Annotated in this window: 20 protein-coding genes, 4 pseudogenes and 1 riboswitch; of the genes and pseudogenes, 12 read left to right on the top strand and 12 right to left on the bottom strand. The window is 69.2% G+C overall.

Annotated elements, in window-relative coordinates:
• Positions 1 to 254: 254 nt before the first annotated feature.
• The 4 genes from ACX28W_RS00725 to ACX28W_RS00710 all read right to left on the bottom strand — a co-directional run bounded on the left by ACX28W_RS00725 (position 255) and on the right by ACX28W_RS00710 (position 4,581).
• Entirely contained in the window at positions 255 to 1,232 is a 978-nt protein-coding gene (locus ACX28W_RS00725) for a recombinase family protein (RefSeq protein WP_458996771.1), read from the bottom strand.
• Between the two features lie 257 nt (positions 1,233 to 1,489).
• Complete coding sequence (locus ACX28W_RS00720; protein ID WP_458996770.1) at positions 1,490 to 2,755, bottom strand: MFS transporter; 1,266 nt, start codon at positions 2,753 to 2,755, stop codon at positions 1,490 to 1,492.
• A gap of 144 nt (positions 2,756 to 2,899) precedes the next feature.
• Complete coding sequence (locus ACX28W_RS00715) at positions 2,900 to 3,598, bottom strand: type 1 glutamine amidotransferase domain-containing protein (protein WP_458996769.1); 699 nt, start codon at positions 3,596 to 3,598, stop codon at positions 2,900 to 2,902.
• Between the two features lie 122 nt (positions 3,599 to 3,720).
• Positions 3,721 to 4,581 (bottom strand): SDR family oxidoreductase, encoded by an 861-nt coding sequence (locus tag ACX28W_RS00710; RefSeq protein ID WP_458996768.1) that lies wholly within the window; start codon positions 4,579 to 4,581, stop codon positions 3,721 to 3,723.
• 194 nt (positions 4,582 to 4,775) lie between these two features.
• Between ACX28W_RS00710 and ACX28W_RS00705 the strand changes: the two genes are divergently transcribed.
• The gene (locus tag ACX28W_RS00705; RefSeq protein ID WP_458996767.1) at positions 4,776 to 5,651 is read left to right on the top strand and encodes a helix-turn-helix transcriptional regulator; all 876 of its coding nucleotides are present in this window, start codon (positions 4,776 to 4,778) and stop codon (positions 5,649 to 5,651) included.
• Positions 5,652 to 5,753: 102 nt separating this feature from the next.
• On the opposite strand, the pseudogene ACX28W_RS00700 reads toward ACX28W_RS00705, so the two are convergent.
• The 3 genes and pseudogenes from ACX28W_RS00700 to ACX28W_RS00690 all read right to left on the bottom strand — a co-directional run.
• Positions 5,754 to 6,680 (bottom strand): annotated as a pseudogene (locus ACX28W_RS00700) (transposase); the annotation flags it as partial.
• A gap of 3 nt (positions 6,681 to 6,683) precedes the next feature.
• Positions 6,684 to 7,007 (bottom strand): annotated as a pseudogene (locus ACX28W_RS00695) (SDR family oxidoreductase); the annotation flags it as partial.
• 95 nt (positions 7,008 to 7,102) lie between these two features.
• Entirely contained in the window at positions 7,103 to 8,053 is a 951-nt protein-coding gene (locus ACX28W_RS00690; RefSeq protein WP_458996766.1) for an SDR family NAD(P)-dependent oxidoreductase, read from the bottom strand.
• A 316-nt stretch (positions 8,054 to 8,369) separates the two neighbouring features.
• On the opposite strand from ACX28W_RS00690, the gene ACX28W_RS00685 reads away from it, so the two are divergent.
• Positions 8,370 to 8,948 carry a TetR/AcrR family transcriptional regulator gene (locus ACX28W_RS00685; RefSeq protein WP_458996765.1) on the top strand — a complete coding sequence of 193 codons (579 nt, stop codon included), beginning with the start codon at positions 8,370 to 8,372 and terminating at the stop codon, positions 8,946 to 8,948.
• Positions 8,949 to 8,974: 26 nt separating this feature from the next.
• Here ACX28W_RS00685 and ACX28W_RS00680 read toward each other — a convergent pair.
• Positions 8,975 to 9,744: pseudogene (locus ACX28W_RS00680) on the bottom strand (Tn3 family transposase); the annotation flags it as partial.
• A gap of 407 nt (positions 9,745 to 10,151) precedes the next feature.
• Between ACX28W_RS00680 and ACX28W_RS00675 the strand changes: the two are divergent.
• Positions 10,152 to 11,387 (top strand): epoxide hydrolase family protein, encoded by a 1,236-nt coding sequence (locus ACX28W_RS00675; RefSeq protein WP_458996764.1) that lies wholly within the window; start codon positions 10,152 to 10,154, stop codon positions 11,385 to 11,387.
• A 369-nt stretch (positions 11,388 to 11,756) separates the two neighbouring features.
• Here the strand turns inward: ACX28W_RS00675 and ACX28W_RS00670 are convergent.
• Positions 11,757 to 11,870: pseudogene (locus ACX28W_RS00670) on the bottom strand (DUF3291 domain-containing protein); the annotation flags it as partial.
• 226 nt (positions 11,871 to 12,096) lie between these two features.
• Positions 12,097 to 12,615 carry a MarR family winged helix-turn-helix transcriptional regulator gene (locus tag ACX28W_RS00665; protein WP_458996763.1) on the bottom strand — a complete coding sequence of 173 codons (519 nt, stop codon included), beginning with the start codon at positions 12,613 to 12,615 and terminating at the stop codon, positions 12,097 to 12,099.
• A 127-nt stretch (positions 12,616 to 12,742) separates the two neighbouring features.
• Here ACX28W_RS00665 and ACX28W_RS00660 point away from each other — a divergent pair, with 127 nt between their 5' ends.
• Positions 12,743 to 13,258, top strand: coding sequence for a YceI family protein (locus ACX28W_RS00660; RefSeq protein WP_458996762.1), 516 nt, complete (start codon positions 12,743 to 12,745; stop codon positions 13,256 to 13,258).
• An 18-nt stretch (positions 13,259 to 13,276) separates the two neighbouring features.
• Here ACX28W_RS00660 and ACX28W_RS00655 read toward each other — a convergent pair whose 3' ends face one another.
• Both ACX28W_RS00655 and ACX28W_RS00650 read right to left on the bottom strand, forming a co-directional pair.
• Positions 13,277 to 14,086 (bottom strand): glutathione S-transferase C-terminal domain-containing protein, encoded by an 810-nt coding sequence (locus ACX28W_RS00655; RefSeq protein ID WP_458996761.1) that lies wholly within the window; start codon positions 14,084 to 14,086, stop codon positions 13,277 to 13,279.
• A gap of 103 nt (positions 14,087 to 14,189) precedes the next feature.
• Positions 14,190 to 14,255, bottom strand: a complete 66-nt coding sequence (locus tag ACX28W_RS00650) for a putative leader peptide (RefSeq protein ID WP_362079578.1) — start codon at positions 14,253 to 14,255, stop codon at positions 14,190 to 14,192.
• 38 nt (positions 14,256 to 14,293) lie between these two features.
• A riboswitch (SAM riboswitch) is annotated at positions 14,294 to 14,440 on the bottom strand.
• 519 nt (positions 14,441 to 14,959) lie between these two features.
• Between ACX28W_RS00650 and ACX28W_RS00645 the strand changes: the two genes are divergently transcribed.
• The 8 genes from ACX28W_RS00645 (at position 14,960) to ACX28W_RS00610 (ending at position 22,755) form a co-directional block, all read left to right on the top strand.
• A complete protein-coding gene (locus ACX28W_RS00645) occupies positions 14,960 to 15,949 on the top strand; it encodes an amino acid ABC transporter permease (RefSeq protein WP_458996760.1) in 990 nt (329 codons plus the stop codon).
• A complete protein-coding gene (locus tag ACX28W_RS00640; RefSeq protein ID WP_458996759.1) occupies positions 15,946 to 16,713 on the top strand; it encodes an amino acid ABC transporter ATP-binding protein in 768 nt (255 codons plus the stop codon). The genes ACX28W_RS00645 and ACX28W_RS00640 overlap by 4 nt, the downstream gene beginning before the upstream one ends.
• Before the next feature lie 118 nt (positions 16,714 to 16,831).
• A complete protein-coding gene (locus tag ACX28W_RS00635; protein WP_458996758.1) occupies positions 16,832 to 17,857 on the top strand; it encodes an ABC transporter substrate-binding protein in 1,026 nt (341 codons plus the stop codon).
• Between the two features lie 55 nt (positions 17,858 to 17,912).
• Positions 17,913 to 18,665, top strand: coding sequence for a GNAT family N-acetyltransferase (locus ACX28W_RS00630; RefSeq protein ID WP_458996757.1), 753 nt, complete (start codon positions 17,913 to 17,915; stop codon positions 18,663 to 18,665).
• 9 nt (positions 18,666 to 18,674) lie between these two features.
• On the top strand, positions 18,675 to 18,845 hold the full coding sequence (locus ACX28W_RS00625) for a putative leader peptide (protein ID WP_458996756.1): 171 nt from the start codon (positions 18,675 to 18,677) through the stop codon (positions 18,843 to 18,845).
• A 96-nt stretch (positions 18,846 to 18,941) separates the two neighbouring features.
• A complete protein-coding gene (locus ACX28W_RS00620) occupies positions 18,942 to 20,195 on the top strand; it encodes an LLM class flavin-dependent oxidoreductase (RefSeq protein WP_458996984.1) in 1,254 nt (417 codons plus the stop codon).
• 17 nt (positions 20,196 to 20,212) lie between these two features.
• Positions 20,213 to 21,601: an NtaA/DmoA family FMN-dependent monooxygenase gene (locus ACX28W_RS00615; RefSeq protein WP_458996755.1), complete on the top strand. Its 1,389-nt coding sequence runs from the start codon at positions 20,213 to 20,215 to the stop codon at positions 21,599 to 21,601.
• Positions 21,598 to 22,755, top strand: coding sequence for an LLM class flavin-dependent oxidoreductase (locus ACX28W_RS00610; RefSeq protein ID WP_458996754.1), 1,158 nt, complete (start codon positions 21,598 to 21,600; stop codon positions 22,753 to 22,755). Before ACX28W_RS00615 ends, ACX28W_RS00610 begins: the two co-directional genes overlap by 4 nt.
• Positions 22,756 to 22,765: the final 10 nt, after the last annotated feature.

The raw sequence follows: 22,765 nt of genomic DNA, 5'->3' as shown, positions 1-22,765 counted from the left end.
TGGGCAGATGGCCGCGCCGACGTGAGGGGTGCGGACGCCCGCCAGGTCAGGATGGGGGTGGTGCGATGACGAGACGTTCAGCGACTCGCCGCGTTCCCCGCCGCGGCGGAAGCGTTCGCGGCGACGGCGACGGACGCGAACGCGTCGGTGGCGCGCGGCGCGCAAACCGGGGCGGCGAAGCCGTGGAAGCCGGGGACGTGAAGCCGGCCCAGTTCTCGTATAGCTGCCGCCAAGTGGCGAGTAACACTGAGTAACTACACGGGGCTGCGGTCGCGCTGCTGAAGAGCGGCGAAGTCGTCGTGCGCCGTCTCGACGGCCTCGGGGTACGCCTGGGCCTTCTCGTGCTCGGCGAGCGCCCGATAGATGCTGGCGACGCTGGGGCTCTGCCCCTTGCGCTTGCCGGTGGGGATGATCAGGTCGGGCTGGATCTGCTCGACGGACTCGCCGAGCGCCTTGCGGCGGAGCACGGTGTGCAGCATGTCGTCGGTGATGACCCGGGGCCGGCCGCCGTACTTGCCCTTGCGGGCCGCGGTGTCGAGCCCTTCCAGCGTCGACTCGCGGATGGTCTCCCGCTCCGTCTCTGCCATCGCCGCGAAGAAGCCGAACAGGAGCTTGCCCGGCCCGGTGGGGTCGTAGATGCCGGGCAGCGGTCCGGCGAGCATCTCTAGCACCAGGCCGTGCTCGGTCAGATGGTCGGCGAGGGCGGTGAGCTCTGCGGCATCGCGCCCGAGTCTCTTCATCTCGTACACCGTGAACAGGACTTGGCAGTGCGGGGCGTGCGCCTTGATCTCCCGGGCGGTCTTCAGCGCCTCTTCGAAGGCGGGGCGGACCTTGATGCGGGTGCTGATCTTCTCGCTGAAGATTTTCTCTCGCTCGATGCCGTGCTTGGCGAGCGCGTCCAGTTGCGAGTCGAGTTCCTGCCCGAGGGGCGAGCAGCGGGCGTAGCCGATGCGGATGTCCGCGCTCGGCAGGTCCGGGTCGACGGCTGCGGGCACCGGGGCGCCGGGCCGCCACGGCTGGCCGGGTCCGCGGTCGGCCGGCGTCTGTACCCGCAGCTCCTTTGTGAGCTTCGGGACCTTGGTGAAGCGGCCGGTGTGATAGGCGGAGGCGACCGCCCCGCTGCGTGAGCGGCACGGCGAGCCGGGAGCCGCCTTGCACTTGAGGCACGGATGGCGTTCGACGAGATCGGCTTCCGACGCGGCGGGCGGGGAAGGTTCTTGAGGGTCCGTCATGACCCCGGATTTTCGCACAACTCAAGTCGCAGAACCCCACTCCTGCCACTTTTGAGTGAGAACGGCTTCTGCGACCCGATCCGGGATTCGGCGGTCTCCGGACGCCCTTTTTTGATCTTGCTCGGGCAAAGGACCGTTTGTGAGAGTCTGCTGCCGCCAGGCAGCGGACTCTCACGTGATTCGTGCAGACCCCCCCGCCAGCGGTTCAGGTGGGTGAACAGTGGTCGGTGAACAGTGGTCGCCGGCTGCTCGCGCCGTCAGTCGCTCGTGGGGAGGCGGTGACGTCGGACGACGATGATGACGGCGGTGACGGCGGTCATCAGCAGGAGGGGAGCGGTCAGCAGCTGGGTGCTGGTGTCGATGCCGAAGGTGTCGCTGGCCAGACCGGCGGCGAGGGTGCAGGCCGCTGCCGGGAGGTAGGCGCCCATGCTCAAGGACGCGTTCGCGGCTGCGAGCCGGTGGCGCGGCACGGTCGTGTTCAGCAGGGTGAAGCCGGCGAGCTGCCCGGCCCCTTGTCCGACGCCGATGAGAGCAGCGGCGGCGTAGAGGGCGGGCAGGAAATGAGCGGAGGCCGCCGCGAACAGGGCGGCCATACCGGCAAGGGTGGCGCATGCGCTTGTGGCGAGGGTGACCGGCAGGGCCAGGCGCCGTGCCGCGAACTGGATCGCCGTCGCCGCGGCGAAGGCGACGAAGACCAGTGCCCCGGCTGCCAGCGCGGTGGAGCCGGGCCGCAGGCTGTAGAGGAGGGAGGGGCTCAGGGCCAGGAAGAACGACCCTCCCACCAGGCCCGGGGCGAAGACGGCGATACCGAGGGCGAGGTGTGTCACCTGCTGGCGCGGTACGGAGGGAAGCCGGATGAGGGGGCCGCCCCGGTGCGGGTGCGCGGTGAGCGGCATCTTGATGGCGATCAGCAGTGATCCCGCCAGCAGGACGAGCAGGGTGAGGAAGACGGGTGCGACCGGCTCGTCGACGGCATCGGTGAGGGCCCCGGCGAAGAGCGGTCCGATGCCGGAGCCGAGGACGATGGCGGAGGAGGCCAGCAGCGCCGCCAGTTTCCCGCGCCTGGCACCGGCGAGGTCGGTCACGGCCGCCATGCCGCAGGAGACGACGGCCCCGACGCAGACGCCGGTGAGCAGGCGAGCGACCAGCAGGACCGTGACATCGGCGGCTGTGACGAACAGCGCGCAGCCGGCAAGGGACAGTGCCAGGGCGGGTATCAGAACGGGTTTGCGGCCCAGCCGGTCGGAGGCGGGGCCGGCGAGGAGCAGTGAGACCAGTAGTCCGGCGATGTAGACGACGAAGATCTGCGTGAGGGTGCCGTCGGAGAAGCCCATGCGTTGCTGCCAGACCGTGTAGAGCGGGGTCGCGGCGTTGGAGAGGATGAACAGCGACAGGATGGGCAGGACGGACAGCCATACCCACCAAGTGGGGGCGGTGCGTGCGGGGTTCATGGCTTCGTCGGTCGATTCTCGGGTGTCGTTGTCGGGTGTACGACGCCGCCGGTTGTCCAGAACGAGGGGCATGCGTGCCTCCGTGGGCCGACGTGGTGCATGGGGGATGGTCTGGGCGCCGGGAGACAACCTGGCGGGGCTTTTGGGGGCCGCACCGGGCGGGAGCGGAGGCGTGTCCTGGCGTCGTGCACGCCTCCGCGCCGGCCTGGGGCGTGGTCAGGACTCGTTCAGTGCGCTGTTGATGGCGTCGGCCATGGGGGCGCTGGATGCAGGGTTCTGACCGGTGAAGAGGTTGCCGTCCTTGATGTTGAACGGCTGGTAGGGCTCGCCCTGTTCGTGGCGGGCACCCATCTCGCGCAGGCGGCCGGCCTGGAGCCAGGGAGCGTTTTCCGCAGTGCCGAACATGCGCTCCTCCTCGTCGGTGAAGGCGGCCATACGGCGCCCGGTGAAGATCCACTGCCCGTTGTCGTCGACCGCGCTGAGCAGACCGGCCGGCCCGTGGCAGACCGCACCGATGACCTTTCCCGCGCGGTCGGCGGCGATGAGGAGCCGGCCGAGGTCACGGTCCTTGAAGAGGTCGACGACGGGACCGTGGCCGCCGGGCAGGACGATGGCGTCGTAGGTGTCGGCGCTGACCTCGTCCAGCTTGAGCAGCGCACCGAAGTCGCTCAGCGCCTGCTGGGCATGGGCCACATAGTGGGCGCAGTCCTCGCCGGCGACAGCGGGGTCCGCGCTGTGCTGGTCCAGTGGCTGCAGCACTCCGCCGGGAGAGGCGAAGTCGACCGTGTGCCCGGCCTGGACGAACCTCTCGTGCGGCGCGGCGAGCTCCTCGGCCCAGTAGCCCGTCGGGTACTGCGAGCCGTCGGTGCGCTCCCAGACGGTGGCGGCGGACATGACGATCAGGATCCTGCTCATTGCGTTTCCTTACCTTCTGTCAAAAGTTATTACTGTGAGTGATTGCGCCTGGATGTGGTCGTGCATCTGAGGGCCGCGTACGGGCCGGTCGGGCGGGCTGGTCCGTCAGGCAGGCAGGCCGGTCAGGCCGCGGGGAAATCGGTGGCGGGGGCGTCGGCCGCGGTGGCGTCGAGGTTGGCTCGCAGCGCGTCGACCTTCGCGGTGGCGTAGGCGTGGGCGTCGGAGCCAAGGAGCTGGCGCAGCGGGCCGTCGTCGAGGCGGGCCCGGCGGATGATGGCGCTGGCTGCCTTGGCCGGGTCGCCGAGCTGGTGTCCCTGGAGCTTGATGTGGTCGTCCACCATGGCGCGCACCGCCGGGTAGTGCGTGGAGGTCTCGGCGGGCAGGGCCAGCGAGTCCGAGGCGAGGAAGGAGGTGCGGAGGTAGCCGGGCTCGACGATGGTGACCTTGATGCCGAAGCCCTCCACCTCGGCGGCCAGCGCCTCGGTCAGCCCTTCCAGCGCGAACTTGCCCGCGCAGTACAGCGCCCAGCCGGGCACGGCGGTCAGGCCGAGCACCGAGGAGACGTTGATGATGCGGCCGCCGCGCTGCTCACGCAGCACCGGCACTACCGCGCGCAGAACGTTCCACACGCCGACGACCTGGACGTCGAGCATGTCGCGCACGTCCTTGTCGCTGGTCTCCTCGAGGGCGGCGAGGAAGCCGTAGCCCGCGTTGTTGACCACCACATCCAGGCGGCCGAAGCGCTCGACGGCACGGCCGACCGCATCCTTGACCTGGGCCTCGTCGGTCAGGTCGACCGTCAGGGGCAGCAACCGGCCGGTGTCGACGCCCTCGCCCAGGGCCGCCGTCAGGCGCTCGGCGGACCGTGTGGTGGCCGCGACATTGCCGCCCTGGGCGAGCAGCTGCCTGACCAGCTCAAGGCCCAGTCCGCGGGAGGTGCCGGTGACGAACCAGGTTCCGGGGGAAACGGCGGTGGAAGACATGACGATCCTTTGCGCATCGAGTGCTGGGGGCCCGCCGGATCGGGTGTCCGATCCGGCGCTGACTCCACTGTGGCCCGCCACCATCGCCCTGCGGACGCCATCATCGGCCCTGCGCAGCCTCGGTCCGGGCAACCTAGGACTGACAGTCCCAGCTATGACGGCCGTTCCTGCCGAGCCTCGGCCACACTGAGGTCATGGCCTCCCCCAACCGCGAGCTCGCGGACTTCCTCAAACGCGCCCGCGCCCAGTGCGACCCCGCACGAGCCGGCCTGCCCCCCGACGGGCGCGTGCGCCGCGTCCCCGGGCTGCGGCGAGAGGAGGTCGCCCGCCTGGCCGGCGTCTCCGCCGACTACTACGCCCGCCTCGAACAGGGGCGCCGCATCACCCCCTCGCCCGCTGTCGTCGAAGCCATCGGACACGCCCTCGGCCTCGACGCCGCAAGCCAGGCCCACCTCAACGACCTCATCGACACCACCACCGCCCCCGCACGGCGGCGCACCCCCAGCGTGCAGCGCCTGCGCCCCGGCCTCCACCAACTGCTGGAGTGCCTGGACGGCAGCCCCGCACTCATCCTGGGACGCCGCACCGACGTCCTCGGCGCGAACCGGATGGCCAAAGCACTCTTCACCGACTTCGATGCCATGCCGCCCGGCGAACGGAACTACGCGCGCTGGCTCTTCCTCGACCAGGACGCGCGCGCCCTGTTCATCGACTGGGAGATCCAGGCCCGCGCCGCAGTGGAGAACCTACGCCTGGACGCCGGCCGCGACTCCGGCGACCAGGCCACACAAGAACTCATCGCCGAACTGAGAGAGCGCAGCGACGACTTCGACCACTGGTGGCAGCAACACCGCGTGCACCAGCGCACCCACGGCTCAAAGAGGCTCCTGCATCCCCTCGTCGGTCAACTCACCGTCGAGTACGAAACCCTCACCCTTCCCGGCGACAGCGAGACCGCGCTGTTTCTGTACACCACCGAGGCCGCATCAGCATCCAGACAGGCCCTCGACCTCCTCGCCTCCTGGACCCTCAGCAGCCCCCAGCACCGGCCGGGACAACGCCACCCGTAGTCAGGGCGGACACTGCCGGTAAAGCCACATGTTTCGTAGCGGAACGTGAGTACCGAGCAACGGCGTCTTCACCCGGCTCCAGCCAGGCCCGGAGCCCGGGCGTCACGCCGGAGCTGCCGCCGCCTCACCCTGCGGGGTACGCGGACCGGGCATCGTCACCCGGACGGACAGGTCCAGATCGAGACGGCTGTTCATGTCCAGCTCGAACCGGCCGTACGGATTCACATGGGTCCAGAACAGCGGCGACAGCGCCCGGCGGTCCGCGTCGGTCAGCTTGTCTGCCCACTTCGGATCGGCCAGGACCTCCTGCATCAGCAGAGTGTTGACGTGCACCAGAGCGGACTGGAGCAGGTGCAGCGCGAGCATGGACACCTCCTGGGACTCCTTGTCCGAACCGGCCAGGTCACCGTCCTTGCCGTAGAAGAGGTCCTTGTTCGCCGAGTTCCAGTTCTCCACCACCTGCAACCCCTCGTGAATCTCCTGCCGCATCTCGACGTCGGCCAGGTAGTCACAGACGAACGAGGTCCGCACCGCCCGCCCGAGCTCCTCGATCGCCCGGTACGTCGGGTGTTTCGGCCCACCCCGAGTGAAGCGCCGCAGGACCTGCTCGGCCTCAGCGGTGCCCAGCCGCAGGGCGGTGGTGTACTTCACGATCTGGTCGTACTGCTGGGCGATCAGGTCCCAGTCGATCGTCTTGGTGGAGAGCACCGGACCCAGGTTCGGCCACTGGTCGTCCTGACCGGCCGCCGGCCGGTACAGCTTCGCCGAGCCGATGTTCTTCAGACGAGGCATCAACTTGAAGTCGAGCATGTGAGCGAAGGCGAACCCGGCGATGGAGGCGCCGTGGGTGTCGGTGTACTGCCGGTCCACCTCCATGTCGGTGCAGTGCCTCAGCACGCCCTCGATCATCGACGCGACCTCGGAGGCCGAACACGACTTGAGCTGGGAGTAGATGCACACCGACTTCCGCTCAACATGCCAGTAGATCATCACGCCAGGGCCTCGGTAGCGCTGGTGCCACTCGAGCATGGCCGCGGCAGCCTGGCTCATGACATTGAAGGTGCCCACGACGTTCGTGGCGAACATCCGGGTGAAGCCCGCCGGGTCGGTGGGCTTTCCGTCGGCCGTGGTCAGCGGAATCGTGTCGATGTAGCCCGCGGTGTTGACGTCGATGTCGATCCTGCCGAACCGGTCGAGGGTCGCCCGGACGGCCGCGGCCACCTGGTCGGGGTCGGTGATGTCGACCCCGAGCCCGACCGCGTTGTCGCCGATGCCGGCGGCGAGTTTCTCGGCGAGCTCACGGCGGCGTCCGAGGAGGGCGACGTTCGCTCCGCGCTCGGCGAAGTGGCGGGCCACCCCCCCCGGCCCAGCTCGGACGTGGCCCCCGCGATCAAAGCTGTCTTTCCTTGGATGTTCATGGCAGTGAGGGTTCCTTTCGGGGGCGGGGTGTCTTACGCGTGGAGCATCTTGGTGCCGAGGTCCCACAGCCGCGCCGCATCATCCGCGTCGAGTGCGTAGGGGAGCACACCGGTGGTCGCGGAGGGGTCGAGGTCGGGCTTGACCACAGCTTCGTTGCAGTCCTCGAAGTAGCGGCCGGTGACGCCCTCGAGCAGCGGGGACGCGGCCACCAGCACCGAGGTGGCGGCGCCCTCCTCGACGGTCTTCCAGTTGAAGTCGGCGAAGGCCGCCTCGATCTCCGGCGTCATGTTGCCCTCCTGGTGGCGCTGGAGGCCGGTGCGGATGCCGCCAGGCATGACGGCGTTGGCGGTGATGCCGTCGTCGGCCCAGCGTGTGGCCGCCTCCACGGCCAGCAGCGAGTTGGCGGTCTTGGCCTGGCCGTAGGCGGGCCACTCCTCGTAGGGGCGGCGCTCGAAGTTGACGTCGTCGAAGGCGACCGGGGAGAAGACGTGGCCGATGGAGGTCAGGGAGACGAGGCGCGCGCCGCCCGCGGCGGCGAGCGCCTCGTGGAGGCCGAGGGCCAGATTGAAGTGCCCGAGGTAGTTGGTGGCGAACTGCAGCTCCCAGCCCTCGGGGGTGCGCTGCAGCTCGGGCAGCGCCATGACCCCAGCGTTGTTGACCAGGATGTGCAGCGGGCCCTGCCAGGCGTCGGTGAACGACGCGACCGCGGCCTGGTCGGCCAGCTGAAGCGGTGCGGCGGTCACCTCGGGGTTGCCGGTCTTGGCCGTGATCTCCGCGGCGACGCGGTGGCCGGCCTCGACGTTGCGGACGGCGAGGGTGACGTCGGCTCCGGCGCCGGCCAGGGCGCGGGCCGTCTCCACGCCGATTCCGGAGGTGGCACCGGTGACGATGGCGCGCTTGCCGGCCAGGTCGACGCCCTGGATGACCTCGCTCGCGGTGCTGTGGAAGCCGAAGGGCGTTGTGAAGCGCTGGTGGGTGTTCATGGGGGGGTGTCTCCGTTCGTGTCGGCGTTTCCCGTGGAGGCGTTTTGCGGGCCACTGTCGCGGGGGCCGTATCGTTATCCGGAATCTGTTCCGGTTAATGCCAAGTTAACCGGAATGCGTTCCGGATGCAAGCGGAGGCTCGACGTGGCCGCAGCTTGAAGCTCGGGTGTGGGCCGGTGTACCCCGTACTGCGGGGATCGGCTCCCGGCCGTCCGGCTGTCCGGCTGTCCGGCCGTCCGACCCCCGGCCAGGGCCTGAGGGCCCCGCTCCGGGCGTACCATGCAAGTGGAATGGATTCCGCTTCTTAGGGGTGACGGTGACCGGAACCGGGACGACGCAGCGCAGACCGCGCGCGGACGGGCAGCGCAACCGCGCCCGCATCCTCGAGGTGGCGCTGCACCTGTTCGTGGAGCGGGGTCCGGACGTCCCCTTCACCGAGATCGCCAAGCAGGCCGGCGTCGGGGTCGGCACCGTCTACCGCCACTTCCCGGCACGCGAAGACCTCATCGAGGCGGCCTACCGCTCGGAACTGGATGCCGTGTGCGCCGCGGCCGCGGAACTGCTGGAGCAGGCACCACCCCAGGACGCCCTGCGGACCTGGATGGACCGATTCGTCGACTACTGGGCCACCAAGATCGGCCTGGCGGAGGCGATCGGAGCCGTCGTGGCCGCGGGCGGTGACCCGTTCGCGCAGAGCCGCAGGCGGGTCGACGAAGCCGTCGGCACGCTACTGGCGGCAACCGCGGCCGCGGGGGCCACGCGTCCCGAGGTCGAACCGGACGATGTGGTGGTGTCCCTCAGCGGTATCGCCATGGTCGCGGCTGTGATCGAGGACCGCGATCAGGTGAGCCGGGTGCTCGACCTCCTTTACGAGGGAATCCGCACCCGACCCTGAGCGGCATGGATGAAGATCGGCACAGTTCACAGATCCTCGCTGCCGTCGTCGTCCTCGTCCAGGGCGGGCGCGTCCGGGGCACGCAAGGGCCGCAGCCCGTCGCGCGGGACGGACGCGGCGAAGCTGTAGCGGCCGAGCACGTTGAGGTTGCGGTGCTTGAGTGGGGAGAGCCGGGCGATGTCCTCGTCGCGGATCTCATGGCCTCGGCGCGGAGTTGAGCGATGGCGGCGTCGATGTAGAGGGTCGTCCAGAGCACGGCGGCATTGAGGACCAGGCCGAGCGCACCGAGCTGGTCCTCCTGCCCCGTTTGGTACGCCTGCGTGATCTGGCCGCGCTTGCCGTGGCAGATGTCCCGGGCGAGCTTGTGCCGCGACTCCTGGACGGTCAGTTGCCGGTTCATCTGACGCCGGTAGGCGTCGTCGACCGGGTCGACGACCCGCAGCAGGTGCAGGGTCTTGGCGATCCGCCCGTACTCGGCGAACGTCTGGCCCAACGGAGTCGGCCGCCCCTCGCGGCCGAACATCCGCAGCAGGTCGTACGCACGGACCTGCCCAGTCACCAGCGAGCCCGTGACCCGCAGCATGTCCGGCCAGTGCGTGGTGACCTTGTTCAGGTTCACCTTGTTGCGGGCCAGGTCCTCCAGCGGCCCGTAGTCGCCGGTCTCCACTCCGGGCATCTCCGCCCGCCAGAACCGCTGGTCGTTGAGGTCCTTGAAGCGCGGCGAGAAGTTGTATCCCAGCATCGTGAACAGCCCGAACACCATGTCGGAGTACGAGGCGTTGTCGGTGGCCACCATGCGTCGATTCCGCACGCTTGAAGTCGTCGCTCACGACCACGAACTGTTTCGTGTGGGTGTTTCAGTCGGCCAGTCGTCTGCAACCACTCATGAAACATGTTTGCCACAGGTGGGTCGCCGCGCGGCGGGTGTTTCACGAGCGACCACCTATGAAACGCCGCCCCGGGGTGGATGTGGAAACGTCCTATCGTCAGAGCCGTTGAGTGTCCGCGCCGGTGCCAAGGTGGTCGAGTCGCGGCGAAAGGAGCGCATCGGTCGCCTGGCCGCCCTGGCCGGCCGGCTCGACCCGCACCACCGGCAGGCACTCGCCGCGTCGCTGCCCGCACTCCTCGAAATGGCCCGGCTCACCGCCCCACCACCCAACAGGCCGACGACACCGCTTCCTCTACCCAGTAAGGAACCATGCCATGACCACCCCTCACGCCTTCCCCCTGGAGCCCACCCCGATCCACGTGTCCGACAAGGTCCTCGATGACCTGCGCGCCCGTCTCACATTGACCCGTCCGCCGCTGGACGAAGGGAATGGGGACTGGTCCTACGGCGTCCCGGACAGTTATCTCCGTGAGCTGGTCGCCTACTGGCGGGACGGCTACGACTGGCGCAAGGCCGAGGCCGCCATCAACATCTACGAGCACTACCAGGTGAGCGTCGCCGGTGTCCCGGTGCACTTCATGGGCAAGCCCGGCCGCGGCCCTCGCCCGATCCCGTTGATCCTCACCCACGGCTGGCCGTGGACGTTCTGGCACTGGTCGAAGGTGATCGACCCGCTCGCCGACCCGGCCGCGTTCGGCGGTGACCCCGCCGACGCGTTCGACGTCATCGTGCCGTCCCTGCCCGGCTTCGGTTTCCCCGGCCCGCTCACCGGCTTTTCGGACGTCAACTTCTGGAAGGTCGCCGACCTGTGGCACACCCTGATGACCGAGACCCTGGGATACGAGAAGTACGCCGCCGGGGGCTGCGACATCGGCGGGATCGTCTCCAGCCAGCTCGGCCACAAGTACGCCGACGAGCTGTACGGCATCCACATCGGCTCCGGGCTGCCGCTCGACTTCTTCACCGGCCCCCGCGCCTGGGACTTCGCCCGGAATCGGCCCCTCACCGACGACCAGCCCGCCGACGTCCGCGCCCGCATCATCGAGCTGGACCACCGCTCGGCGTCCCACCTCGCCGTGCACATGCTCGACGGCGCCACCCTGGCCCACGGGCTGAGCGACTCACCCGCCGGACTGCTCGCCTGGCTGCTGGAGCGCTGGAACGCCTGGAGCGACAACGGCGGCGACGTGGAGTCCGTCTTCACCAAGGACGACCTGCTCACCCACGCCACGATCTACTGGGTGAACAACTCCATCGCCACGTCGATGCGTTACTACGCCAATGCCAACCGCTACCCCTGGGCTCCCGCCCACGACCGCACCCCGGTCGTGCAGACCCCGGTCGGCCTCACCTTCGTCACGTACGAGAACCCGCCCGGCATCCAGACCGCCGACGAGCGCGTCCGGGCATTCAAGACCGGCCTGCAGGCCGATTGGTTCAACCACGTCAACGTCAACGCCCACGACCACGGCGGCCACTTCATCCCCTGGGAGAATCCCGACGCCTGGGTGAGTGACCTGCGCCGCACCTTTCACGGCCGCAGGCCCTGAACGACCCTGCGGGCTCGTCTGGGCACGAGAGATCGGTATGGGGGACGTGGTCAAGAAGGTTACCTATCGCGCTGGACTGCGACCTTGCCGTGGCTGTGAACAGCGCGCTGCCGTACTGAACCGCTGGGTGGTGTTCTCCAGCCGGGCAGCACATTGAGGGCAGAACGCTATTGACGGGGCGTGGGAAGAGTCGAGCTTCGTCCGAGACCAGTCAATCTTCCCCGGGACCGGTCGATCTCCCCCGCGACCCGCAGCTTCTTCAGCAGCATCAGGTGCAGCTGGTCCCAGACGACGGCTCCATTCCGCGCCGCCAGTAGGGGTCCAGCCAAGATCATCCCACTGCCCCTTTTTGGGCTTACCTTGGCTGGACCCCTTCATGATCGACCGGTGCGGTTCGGTCTTCGCGTACGTGTAGAGGGCCTGCTCGTCCTCCCAGGCGGACAGCGTCCAGAAGGTGCGCTTCAGCGGCTGGGCGATGAGTGAGGGATGGCGCGACACGCGGTGGACTCCTTCGGCGGGCAGCCCGAACTCCGGACGGTCCACCGCTGAGCTGCACCGGCGACCGTGGACTTGCGTTCGACCCTAGAAAGCGGTCGGCTACCGCGTCCAACCGGAGTCCGATCGCGACTACGAAGATCGGAGTACGTCGGATGGCGTACGGCCCGGCCGGTCGGTGTCCGGGTGTGTGTACGGACCCCTGGTGAGCGGGTTACTCCGCCTTCCGGAGGGGGTGCTCCCCGTCGGCGGCCGGGGCGAGCGGCAACAGCTCGTGCAGCGCGTCGTACCGCTGTGCGCAGGCCGTCTGGGCGATGGCCTGGGAGACGGCGTCGGCCAGGGGGCGCGAGGAATCGCGCAGCAGGGTGCGCGCCTTGTCCGTGAGCGCAACCTCGATACCCCGCCGGTCCCCGCACGCCGAGCGCCTGGTGATCAGGCCGGCGTGCTGGAGGCAGGCCACCTGATAGGTCAGCCGCGTCTTGGGACGGCCCAGCAGCTCCGCGATCTGCGTCATCCGCAGACCGGAGCCGGGCTGGTCCGCGAGCAGGCACAGCACCAGGAATTCGTCGTGCGAGACACCGAGTGCGTCCTTGACCCGTGCGCGCAGCTGCTGCTCGATCGCTCCGGCCGCCGCCAGCAGGCGCATCCAGGCCCGCAGCTCGGCGGGCAGCAGTCCGTCGTCGCCCGTGTGCTCGCGTTCGGGCGGATCGGCGGGGGCGGAGGAGTCGGCCATGGTGTCGCAGTCTACCGGTTGTCCAAATTTGAAGAACAGGCTAGCGTTCAGTCATCCAAAATTGGATGACCTCGGTCGTCCTCCTCACACTCCTTGTGTACGACCTGTAACCGTCTGGAGAACCCTCATGACCGTCGCCGTAGAAACCGGCCTCTGGCAGCTCGACCCCGCCCGTTCCACCGTCGCCATCAAGCACAAGACGATGTGGGGCATGGTCACCGTCAAGGGCACCTTCACCGGTGTCACCGGAGAGGGCGAGGTCCAGCCCGACGGGACCGCGAACGGCACCATCACTCTGGACGTCGCGTCCCTGGACACCAAGAACGCCAAGCGCGACACGCACCTCCGCGGCGCCGACCTCTTCGACGCGGACCGGCACCCCACGATCACCTTCGCCGTCCACGCCACCGCCGTCGGTCAGGACGACACCGTCGAGATCGACGGCCAGTTGACCGTGCGCGGCATCAGCCGTCCGCAGTCCGTCACCGCGCGCGTCACCGAGTCCGGCGCCGATGCCGTCACGCTCACCGCGGACTTCACCGTGGACCGCGACCAGTTCGGAATGGATCACAACCAGATGGGCATGATCCGCGGCCTGGCCACGGTCACCAGCACGCTCGCCTTCACCCGCGCCAAGGCGTAACTCGCACCTCGACGGACGTTACGTTTGCCGCGCGTCGGCGTGGGACGGGCGCGTGAACGCCGTGTGGGCGTCGAGCCGTCGTACGTAGGCCTGGAGCCGGTCGTACCCGCAAAGGGTGTCAGGGGCCTTGAGTTGGGCGAGTGCGACCCAGAGGTCGACGTCTGCGGCCGTCAGCTTGTCGCCCAACGCGTAGGTGTGCGAGGCGAGTTGCCGGTTCAGCCGGTCCAGCGTCGCCGACAGGACCTCCGGCCGCGCGGTAGAGGTGACGTCCCGGTCGAGGAGCTCACGGAAGGCGTTGATGTCGGCGGCGAGGGCCGGTGGGTGGAGCCGAGGCAGGCAGGCGTCGTCGCGGCCGGTCAGGAGTCCGGCGAGGTCGCGCAGGATGTCGGGGGTGTGATTGCTGACGATGCGTCCGCTCCAACGGTCGCACAGCGCGGGCGCGATGAGTGGACCGTCGTAGTGGTGCCACGTGGCCTCGTACGCGCTGCGCAGTGCGGTGAACGCGGCAGGTGGCTGCGAGGTTTCCGTTGATTCCGCGGGGAGCGCCAGCAGCGTCGTAGCGACCGAGTCACGCAGGCCGAGCAGGTCGAGGGTGATCGAGATGCGCAGCGAGCACGGACAGCCCTCGGAGAGGTACAGCTGATAGCGGTGCGGTGCCGGGTAGAAGCCGCCGGCCAGGCCCACGCCGATGCGGCTGCGGATGCGGTGCGGGCGAGGGGACGCGAGGGCGCCCCGGGGATTCGGGGCAACTGAGCCCGCGACGCGCGGGGTTGGGGCGCACGGGCCTGCGGTGCCTGCGTGCGAAGTGAGCGAAACTGTCTCGGGCATGACTCTCCACGGGAACGACGAAGCCCCGGCCGCCTCATGGGCGGCAGCGGCGGAACGGAGTGACTGCGCTGACGTGCCGGTCCGGATCGTGGGACGCGACGGTCTAGTACGCGCTGGAAACCCGCTGCAGGTCGATGTGCAGACGTCTCGTCAGACCGTTCCTGGTCACATTCCCACCGCTCCCGTGTCCGGGGCTCGCGAGAGGCGAGACCACGCTTGCCCCGCCGCTCCGGCGGAACCCGGTCGTCACCCGGGGCACCCCGTCGCGGTGGAAGGGTTGCCTGCCAGCGGGCCGGGGCCGATAACCGCGTCGTACGGGAAACCCCGATACGACGGGCGCTGACAATCGTGACCGTCCCCGTCAGTCTCGGTGCGCTCCGGTGAGTCGTCAAGAAGGCATCCGCGCGGTCTCACGACGTGGTCACACGGGCCGGTCGGCGTTGACATTCGTTTGACGGCGTGCCTAACTTACGCCGCATTGGACCGGATGCGTTCCGGTGAGCGCGAGGCCCCGCGGGGTGGAATGGTGACGGTGACCGCGATGTACGCAGCCCCGGGGACGACCGCTTCGCGGCGCCACGGCTGCGCGTCCATGCCCGCGAACCGTCGCCCCGAGCTGCTCCTCGCCGAGGGCGGCCGCGCCGACACCGCATGGTGTTGTACCTGTCGCGGCACCGGCCGTCTCTGTCAGGGCTGACCCCGGTCGCACCGCTGCCCTTTCGCTTTTCTTCTTCTTTCTTCTTCGCTGAGCTCTGAACCGCTGGTGTTCGCCGCTGTCCCGGCGAACTCCCGGTGAGCTTCCCCTCCTTGCCCCCGTATCGGGCCTGTTTCCCCTGCGCGCCCCGGGGGAGTACGAGTCGCCTGGAGCCCTCCATGAGTGAACCCTTGGGCTCTGCCGTGCAGTTGGACACGGCAGAGCCGCCTCCCGCACCTGTGGTCAAGCCGACGCCATCGGCGGCGCAGCGAGTGCTGCCGCTGCGCCGGCCGGGCCGCTGGATCGCTTCGGCGATCGTGCTCGTCGTGGTCGCGCAGATCACCCACGGGCTGGCGACCAACCCCTTCTTCCAATGGGACCGATTCCCGTACTGGTTCCTGCGTCCGACGATTCTCGACGGTCTGCTGATCACCCTCGAAGTGGCCGCGTACAGCGCGGTGTTGGGTCTGCTCGGCGGCGTCGTGCTCGCCTTGGCCAGGCTCTCCAGGAGTCCGGTGCTGCGGGCGGTGAGCTGGGTCTACATCTGGCTGTTCCGTTCGGTACCGCTGATCGTCGTCCTGCTCTTCCTCTACAACTTCAGTGCGCTCTACCAGACCCTGAGCCTCGGAGTCCCGTTCGGTCCGGCCTTCTTCACCTTCGACGAGTCCCGGCTCGCCACCGACATGGTCGTCGCGGTCGTCGGACTGAGCCTCAACGAGGCGGCGTACGCGGCCGAAGTGGTGCGCGGCGGCATCCTCGCGGTCGACCAGGGCCAGCACGAGGCGGCCTCCGCACTCGGGCTGCCCAAGGGGTACCAGTTCAGGAAGATCGTGTTCCCGCAGGCGCTGCGCTCCGTCACCCCGAACTACGTCAACCAGCTGATCGGCCTGATCAAGGCCACCTCGCTGGTCTTCTACGTCTCGCTGCTCGACCTCTTCGGCTCGGTGCAGAGCATGGGCAGCACCTACCCCGGCGACATTGTGCCGCTGCTCCTGGTCGCCACCACCTGGTACCTGATCCTCACGAGCGTCGTCTCCGTCGTCCAGTTCTACGTCGAGCGGTACTACTCGCGGGGCGCCCTGCGCACCTTGCCGCCGACCCCGTTGCAGAAGGTGCGGACCGGTCTGGGCGACCTGCGGGCCCGCGTCCGAAGGGAGACGGCGACATGACCACCAAGGCACTGATCGAGGTCCACGACGTGCACAAGTGGTACGGATCTCAACGCGTTCTGGACGGCGTGGAGTTGACCGTGGAGCCCGGAGAGGTCACGGTGATCGTCGGACCGTCGGGCTCCGGCAAGTCCACCCTGCTGCGGGTGATCAACCACCTGGAGAAGCCTGAGATCGGCCATGTCAGCCTGAACGGCGAGCTGATCGGCGTACGTCGGCACGGCGAGCGGCTCAAGGAGCTGAGCGAGCGGGCGATCCTGGCCCAGCGCAGCCGGATCGGCTTCGTCTTCCAGAACTTCAACCTGTTCCCGCATCTGACGGTGCTGGACAACGTGGCGGCCGCCCCGGTGGCCACCGGCCGGCTGAGCAAGCCTGAGGCCCGGGAGCTGGCGCTCACCCTGCTGGGCCGGGTGGGTCTGGCCGACAAGACCGCCGCCTATCCACGCCAGTTGTCGGGCGGTCAGCAGCAGCGGGTGGCCATCGCCCGCGCCCTCGCTCTACGGCCCGGAGTCATCCTCTTCGACGAACCCACCTCCGCTCTCGACCCCGAACTGGTCGGCGAGGTACTGGCCGTCATCAAGGACCTGGCCACCAGCGGCACCACCCTCGTCATCGTCACCCACGAGATCGGGTTCGCCCGCGAGGTCGCCGACCGGATCGTCTTCCTCGACGAAGGGCGGATCGTCGAACAGGGCCCGCCCGCCCAGGTGTTGGACCGGCCGAAACACGAGCGGACCAGAGACTTCCTGAGCAAGGTCCTCTGACCCAGCCCCTCGCCTCTCACTTCTTGTTTCCTACTCCTCACCTCTCACCTCTCACGTCTCACCTTTCGCTTTCGCCGGTCGCTTTTCACCCGTCACCGCACCCCGAACAAGGACAGCCATGCGTACCCTCACCCTCCGCAGCAGACTCCTCCGTGGCGTCACCGCGTCCGCCGCCGTCGTCACCCTCGCCACCGGGCTCGCCGCGTGCGGGGGCGACAGCGACGCGGCCACCAGGACGGACAGCGCCTCCGCCGGTACGGTCACCGTGGGCGCGCTGTCCAACGGCGCCGCCCAGCAGACCGACCTCAAGGTCTCCGAGGTCAAGTCCATCAGCGCCGAACTGCCCGAGTCGGTGGCCAAGAGCGGCAAGCTGGTCGTGGGCGTCGGCGCCCTGCCCGCCGGGTTTCCCCCGCTGGCGTACGTGGGCGAGGACCAGAAGACCCTCACCGGCGCCGAACCCGATCTGGGCAGACTGGTCGCCGCGGTGCTCGGGCTGCGGCCCGAGGTCAAGAACTCGACCTGGGAGAACCTGTTCGTCGGTATAGACAGCGGCAGGGTCGACGTCGCCTTCTCGAACGTCACCGACACCGAGGAGCGCAAGAAGAAGTACGAGTTCGCCTCCTACCGACAGGACAACCTCGCCTTCGAGGTGTTGAAGAAGAGCACCTGGAACTTCGACGACGACTACGAGAACCTGGCCGGCAAGACCGTTTCCGTGGGCGCCGGCACCAACCAGGAGAAGATCCTGCTGGAGTGGAAGGCGAAGCTCGCGAAGGAGGGAAAGAAGCTCACGGTCAAGTACTTCCAGGACAACAACAGCGTCTATCTGGCGCTGTCCAGCGGAAAGATCGACGCCTACTTCGGGCCCAACCCCGGCATCTCGTACCACATCACGCAGGTGGCGAAGACGCCCAACCCGACGCGAAACGCGGGCAAGTTCTCCGGTGCTGGCGCGACGCTCCAGGGGCTGATCGCGGCCACCGCGAAGAAGGACAGCGGGCTGGCCGAGCCGGTCGCCGACGCGATCAACTACCTGATCGAGAACGGTCAGTACGCGAAGTGGCTCGCGGCCTGGAACCTCTCCAACGAGGCCGTCAGCACCTCTCAGGTCAACCCGCCCGGGCTGCCGCTCGACAACTCCTGACCGGTTCCCGAAAGACCTGAAGCCCCTCATCCCTCCTTGGAGATACGGCACCGCCATGTCCACCTTCGCCCGACCGACCCCACAGACCCAGGCGGCGGCGCACATCCTGGACAACGCCGCCTGGGCCGCGCTGACCGGCCCGCACGCCTCCTTCGCCGAGCGCGTCGGACGCGCCGCCCGCTACCCTCTGGACGTCTCCCCGTTCGCCGCCCTCGCCGACCCTGCCGACCCGCGTGCCTGGGAGAACCTGGCCGCGCTGGTCGGCCCGGGGACCGTCACACCGGTGTCGGGGGCACCGACCGCTCCCGACGGCTGGCAGACGGTGCAGCACGGCCAGGGCGTACAACTGGTCGACGCGGGGCTGCGGGCCGAGCCCGCCCCCGAGGCGGTGCGGCTCGGACCCGACGACGTACCCGAGATCCTGGACCTGATCGCCCTGACCCGGCCCGGTCCCTTCCTGCCCCGTACCGTCGAACTCGGCACCTACCTGGGCATCCGGCACCACGGCCGCCTGATCGCCATGGCGGGCGAACGTCTGCGCCCGCCCGGCTGGACGGAGATCAGCGCGGTCTGCACCGATCCTGACCAGCGCGGCAGGGGCCTGGCCACCCGGCTGGTCCGCGCGATCGCGGCCGGCATCAGGGAGCGCGGAGACACGCCCTTCCTCCATGCCTCCGCGGCGAACACCGGCGCGATCCGGCTCTACGAGTCGATCGGCTTCACCCTGCGCCGCCGCACGAGCTTGCTGCTGGTGCGAACTCCGGGCGCGGAGCCGGAACAGACGGCGCGGGCGGGCCGTTGTGCTTGAGAGGACACCATGATGTCGGCGCGGCCCCGGGCCCGCCGGGACGGAAGGGCGGAGGTGACGGACGTGCCAGCTGTGTCCGGTCTCCGCGTCATGGTGCTCGTCCCGCGCCACCGCGTGCACCTGTACTCCCGGCCGCACATAGATCTGCAGCGTGTCGCCGGCGCGCTCTGTCGTCCCTGACCTGTCACCCCCCGCCGCGCCCTCTCTTCCGAGGGCGGGCGTTCTCGTACGGTCGATCAGGAAGGCACCCCTTTCGTGTCCTCGTCATCATCTTCGCTGCCCACTTCCGCGCCCTCTTCCGCGCCCACTTCCCCCTCTTCCCCCGCCGCCCTGCACCTTGCCGTCGCGCTCGACGGCGCGGGCTGGCACCCGGCCGCCTGGCGCGAGCCGGTGGCCCGCCCCCGGGATCTGCTCACCGCCTCGTACTGGACGGACCTGATCACGGAGGCCGAGCGCGGCCTGCTCGACTTCGTGACCATCGAGGACGCCCTCGGACTCCAGTCCTCTCACTTCACCGAACCCGACGGCCGCACCGACCAGGTACGCGGGCGTCTGGACGCCGTCCTCATCGCCGCCCGCGTCGCGCCGCTGACCAGCCATATAGGACTGGTGCCGACCGTGGTGGTCACCCACACGGAGCCGTTCCACATCTCCAAGGCGATCGCCACCCTCGACTATGTGAGCACGGGACGCGCGGGCGTACGGGTGCAGGTGTCCGCCCGCGGACACGAGGCCGCGCACTTCGGCCGCCGCACGTTTCCGCGCTTCCGCATCGAGGACCTGGACGGCCCGGCCCTGCGGGAGCTGACCGACGACCTCTTCGACGAGGCCGCCGACCATGTCGAAGCGGTGCGCCGGCTCTGGGACAGCTGGGAGGACGACGCGGAGATCCGTGACGTCGCCACCGGCCGCTTCGTCGACCGCGACAAGCTGCACTACATCGACTTCGAGGGCAAGCACTTCAGCGTCAAGGGCCCCTCGATCACGCCCCGGCCGCCGCAGGGCCAGCCGCTCGTCAGCGCGCTCGGTCACGAGACCGCGACGGGCGCTCCGTTCCGGCTGCTGGGCCGCTCCACCGACATCGGTTACGTCACTCCGCACGACGTCGAGCAAGCGCGCGCCATCGTCGCCGCGGTCCGCTCCGAGCACCACGCCGCGGGACGCGCCGACGAACCCCTCCACCTCTTCGGCGACCTCGTGGTGTTCCTGGACGACGACCCCGTCACCGCCGCGGCCCGCCGCGAGCGACTCGACTCCCTCGCGGGCTACCCGTACACCAGCGACGCGCGGGTCTTCACCGGCACACCCGCGCAACTCGCCGATCTGCTCCAGGAGTTGCAGTCGTCCGGACTGTCCGGCTTCCGGCTGCGCCCCGCCGTCGTCGGCCACGACCTGCCGGCGATCACCCAGGGCCTGGTCCCGGAGCTCCAGCGCCGCGGCGCCTTCCGGCAGTCGTACGAGGCCGACACCCTGCGCGGACTGCTCGGACTCTCCCGTCCCGCCAACCGCTACGCCGACGCCACCGCCTGAGCCGGAGGGACCCACTCATGAGCACGTCACAGGACAAGCCCCTCAAGCAGATCCACCTCGCGGCGCACTTCCCCGGCGTCAACAACACCACCGTATGGAGCGACCCCGAGGCCGGCAGCCACATCGAGTTCAGCTCCTTCACGCACTTCGCACGGACCGCCGAGCGCGCCAAGTTCGACTTCCTGTTCCTCGCCGAGGGGCTGCGTCTGCGGGAACAGGGCGGCAAGATCTACGACTTGGACGTCGTCGGACGCCCGGACACCTTCACCGTCCTCACCGCGCTCGCCGCCGTCACCGAGCACCTCGGCCTCACCGGCACCATCAACTCCACCTTCAACGAGCCCTATGAAGTGGCCCGTCAGTTCGCCAGCCTCGACCACCTCTCCGGCGGACGCGCCGCCTGGAACGTCGTCACCTCCTGGGACGCCTTCACCGGCGAGAACTTCCGCCGCGGCGGCTTCCTCCCGCAGGATGAGCGCTACTCCCGGGCCAAGGAGTTCCTGACCACGGCGAACGAACTCTTCGACTCCTGGCACGGGGACGAGATCGTCGCCGACCGGGAGACCGGCACCTTCCTGCGCGACGCCAAGGCCGGGGCCTTCGTGCACCAGGGCCAACACTTCGACATCCAGGGGCAGTTCAACGTCCCCCGCAGCCCGCAGGGCCGCCCGGTGATCTTCCAGGCGGGCGACTCCGAGGAAGGCCGCGAGTTCGCCGCCGCGGGCGCCGACGCGATCTTCAGCCGGTACGCCACGCTCAAGGAGGGCCAGGCGTTCTACACCGACGTCAAGGGCCGACTCGCCCGGTACGGCCGTACCCGCGACCAACTGCTGATCCTGCCCGCCGCGACCTTCGTCCTCGGCGACACGGACGCCGAGGCGGAGGAACTGTCCCGCGAGGTGCGCCGTCTGCAGGTCAGTGGTGCCACCGCGATCAAGCACCTGGAGTTCGTCTGGAACCGGGACCTGTCCGCGTACGACCCGGACGGCCCGCTTCCCGACATCGATCCGGACCTCGGCGAGCACACCATCGCGCGCGGCCGCGCCCAGGTGCGGATGTACCGCGACCCGCTGGCCACCGCCCGCGAGTGGCGGGAACTCGCGGCCGCGAACAAGTGGTCCATCCGCGACCTGGTCATCGAGACCGGCAACCGCCAGTCCTTCATAGGCTCTCCGGCCACCGTCGCCGCGACCATCAACGACTTCGTGCAGGCCGACGCCTCCGACGGCTTCATCCTCGTCCCGCACATCACCCCCGGCGGGCTCGACACCTTCGCGGACACGGTGGTTCCGCTGCTCCAGGAGCGCGGTGTGTTCCGTACGGAGTACGAGGGCACCACCCTGCGCGACCATCTGGGCCTCGCGCAGCCCGACGCCGAAGCGCCGGCCGAGCGGGCCGCCTCGTGAAGTTCCTGGCCATCACCCTGATCGTGCATGCCCCGGATCCGGTGACCGGCGTACAGAAGCCGACCCATGACCGCTTCCGCGAGGTGATCGACAACGCGCTGCTGGCCGAGGAACTGGGCTTCGACGGCTTCGGCGTGGGGGAGCGGCACGAGCGGCCGTTCATCTCCTCCTCGCCGCCGGTCGTCCTCAGCCACCTCGCCGCGCTCACCTCCCGGATCCGGTTGTTCACCGCGGTCACCACGCTCAGCCTGCTCGACCCGGTACGCGCGTACGAGGACTACGCGACTTTGGACCATCTCTCCGGCGGGCGCCTCGAGTTGATCATCGGAAAGGGCAACGGCGCCGCGCAGCGGGACCTGTTCCATGTCACGCCCGAGGACCAGTGGGACCGCAACGCCGAGAGTTATGAGGTGTTCCGGCAGCTCTGGCGGCGAGACAGAGTGACCGCCGCGACGCGCTTCCGTCCGCAGCTCCACGACGCGGAGGTGTGGCCGAGACCCCTCCAACAGCCCGTCCGGGTGTGGCACGGCAGTGCGACGAGCGAGGAATCCGTGGATCTCGCCGCCCGCTACGGCGATCCGCTCTTCTCCGCCAACGTCACCAACCCCATCGAGCCGTATGCCGAGTTGATCCGCCACTACCGCGAGCGTTGGGAGTACTACGGTCACGACCCGGCCGACATCGCGGTGGGCGCGGGGACCGCGGGCGTCTACGCGGCCCGGACCTCGCAGGAGGCGCTCGCCGCGTACCGGCCGGTGTTCGAAGGGAACTTGGCGTTCCAGAAGCGACTGGGCCTGGAGCCGGTCTTCTCGACTCTGGAGGACTTCGTCCAGCGGAGCTCGGCGCTGATCGGCAGCCCACAGCAGATCATCGACAAGGTGCACCGCTACCACGAGCGGTTCGGGCACACGGTGCTGCATCTGCACGCGGATGCGGGCGGACTGACCGACATCCAGCACCGTGACTCGCTGGAGCGCTTCCAGGCCGAGGTCGCGCCGGTACTCCGGCGGGACATCCCGGATCCGCCGTTCCCCTGGGCACCGGTGTTCACCACGCCCGAGCCGTCGCCCGAGCCGTCGCCCGAGCCGTCGCCCGACCCGTCGCCCGGGTCAGCACCCCCGCCGGCACCCGCGCCCGTCCCCATCGACCGCTGAGGAGTCTCAC

This window comes from Streptomyces sp. SD15, from assembly GCF_054462255.1.
The sequence above is the reverse complement of the archived record's forward strand: the minus strand, read 5'-3'. Positions and strand labels throughout refer to the sequence as shown.

Bases quoted from the DNA above. Each gene is read 5' to 3' on its own strand.
- ACX28W_RS00725 (WP_458996771.1), bottom strand. From the start codon at position 1,232: ATGACGGACCCTCAAGAACCTTCCCCGCCCGCCGCGTCGGAAGCCGAT.
- ACX28W_RS00720 (WP_458996770.1), bottom strand. From the start codon at position 2,755: ATGCCCCTCGTTCTGGACAACCGGCGGCGTCGTACACCCGACAACGAC.
- ACX28W_RS00715 (WP_458996769.1), bottom strand. From the start codon at position 3,598: ATGAGCAGGATCCTGATCGTCATGTCCGCCGCCACCGTCTGGGAGCGC.
- ACX28W_RS00710 (WP_458996768.1), bottom strand. From the start codon at position 4,581: ATGTCTTCCACCGCCGTTTCCCCCGGAACCTGGTTCGTCACCGGCACC.
- ACX28W_RS00705 (WP_458996767.1), top strand. From the start codon at position 4,776: ATGGCCTCCCCCAACCGCGAGCTCGCGGACTTCCTCAAACGCGCCCGC.
- ACX28W_RS00690 (WP_458996766.1), bottom strand. From the start codon at position 8,053: ATGAACACCCACCAGCGCTTCACAACGCCCTTCGGCTTCCACAGCACC.
- ACX28W_RS00675 (WP_458996764.1), top strand. From the start codon at position 10,152: ATGACCACCCCTCACGCCTTCCCCCTGGAGCCCACCCCGATCCACGTG.
- ACX28W_RS00665 (WP_458996763.1), bottom strand. From the start codon at position 12,615: ATGGCCGACTCCTCCGCCCCCGCCGATCCGCCCGAACGCGAGCACACG.
- ACX28W_RS00660 (WP_458996762.1), top strand. From the start codon at position 12,743: ATGACCGTCGCCGTAGAAACCGGCCTCTGGCAGCTCGACCCCGCCCGT.
- ACX28W_RS00655 (WP_458996761.1), bottom strand. From the start codon at position 14,086: ATGCCCGAGACAGTTTCGCTCACTTCGCACGCAGGCACCGCAGGCCCG.
- ACX28W_RS00645 (WP_458996760.1), top strand. From the start codon at position 14,960: ATGAGTGAACCCTTGGGCTCTGCCGTGCAGTTGGACACGGCAGAGCCG.
- ACX28W_RS00640 (WP_458996759.1), top strand. From the start codon at position 15,946: ATGACCACCAAGGCACTGATCGAGGTCCACGACGTGCACAAGTGGTAC.
- ACX28W_RS00635 (WP_458996758.1), top strand. From the start codon at position 16,832: ATGCGTACCCTCACCCTCCGCAGCAGACTCCTCCGTGGCGTCACCGCG.
- ACX28W_RS00630 (WP_458996757.1), top strand. From the start codon at position 17,913: ATGTCCACCTTCGCCCGACCGACCCCACAGACCCAGGCGGCGGCGCAC.
- ACX28W_RS00625 (WP_458996756.1), top strand. From the start codon at position 18,675: ATGATGTCGGCGCGGCCCCGGGCCCGCCGGGACGGAAGGGCGGAGGTG.
- ACX28W_RS00615 (WP_458996755.1), top strand. From the start codon at position 20,213: ATGAGCACGTCACAGGACAAGCCCCTCAAGCAGATCCACCTCGCGGCG.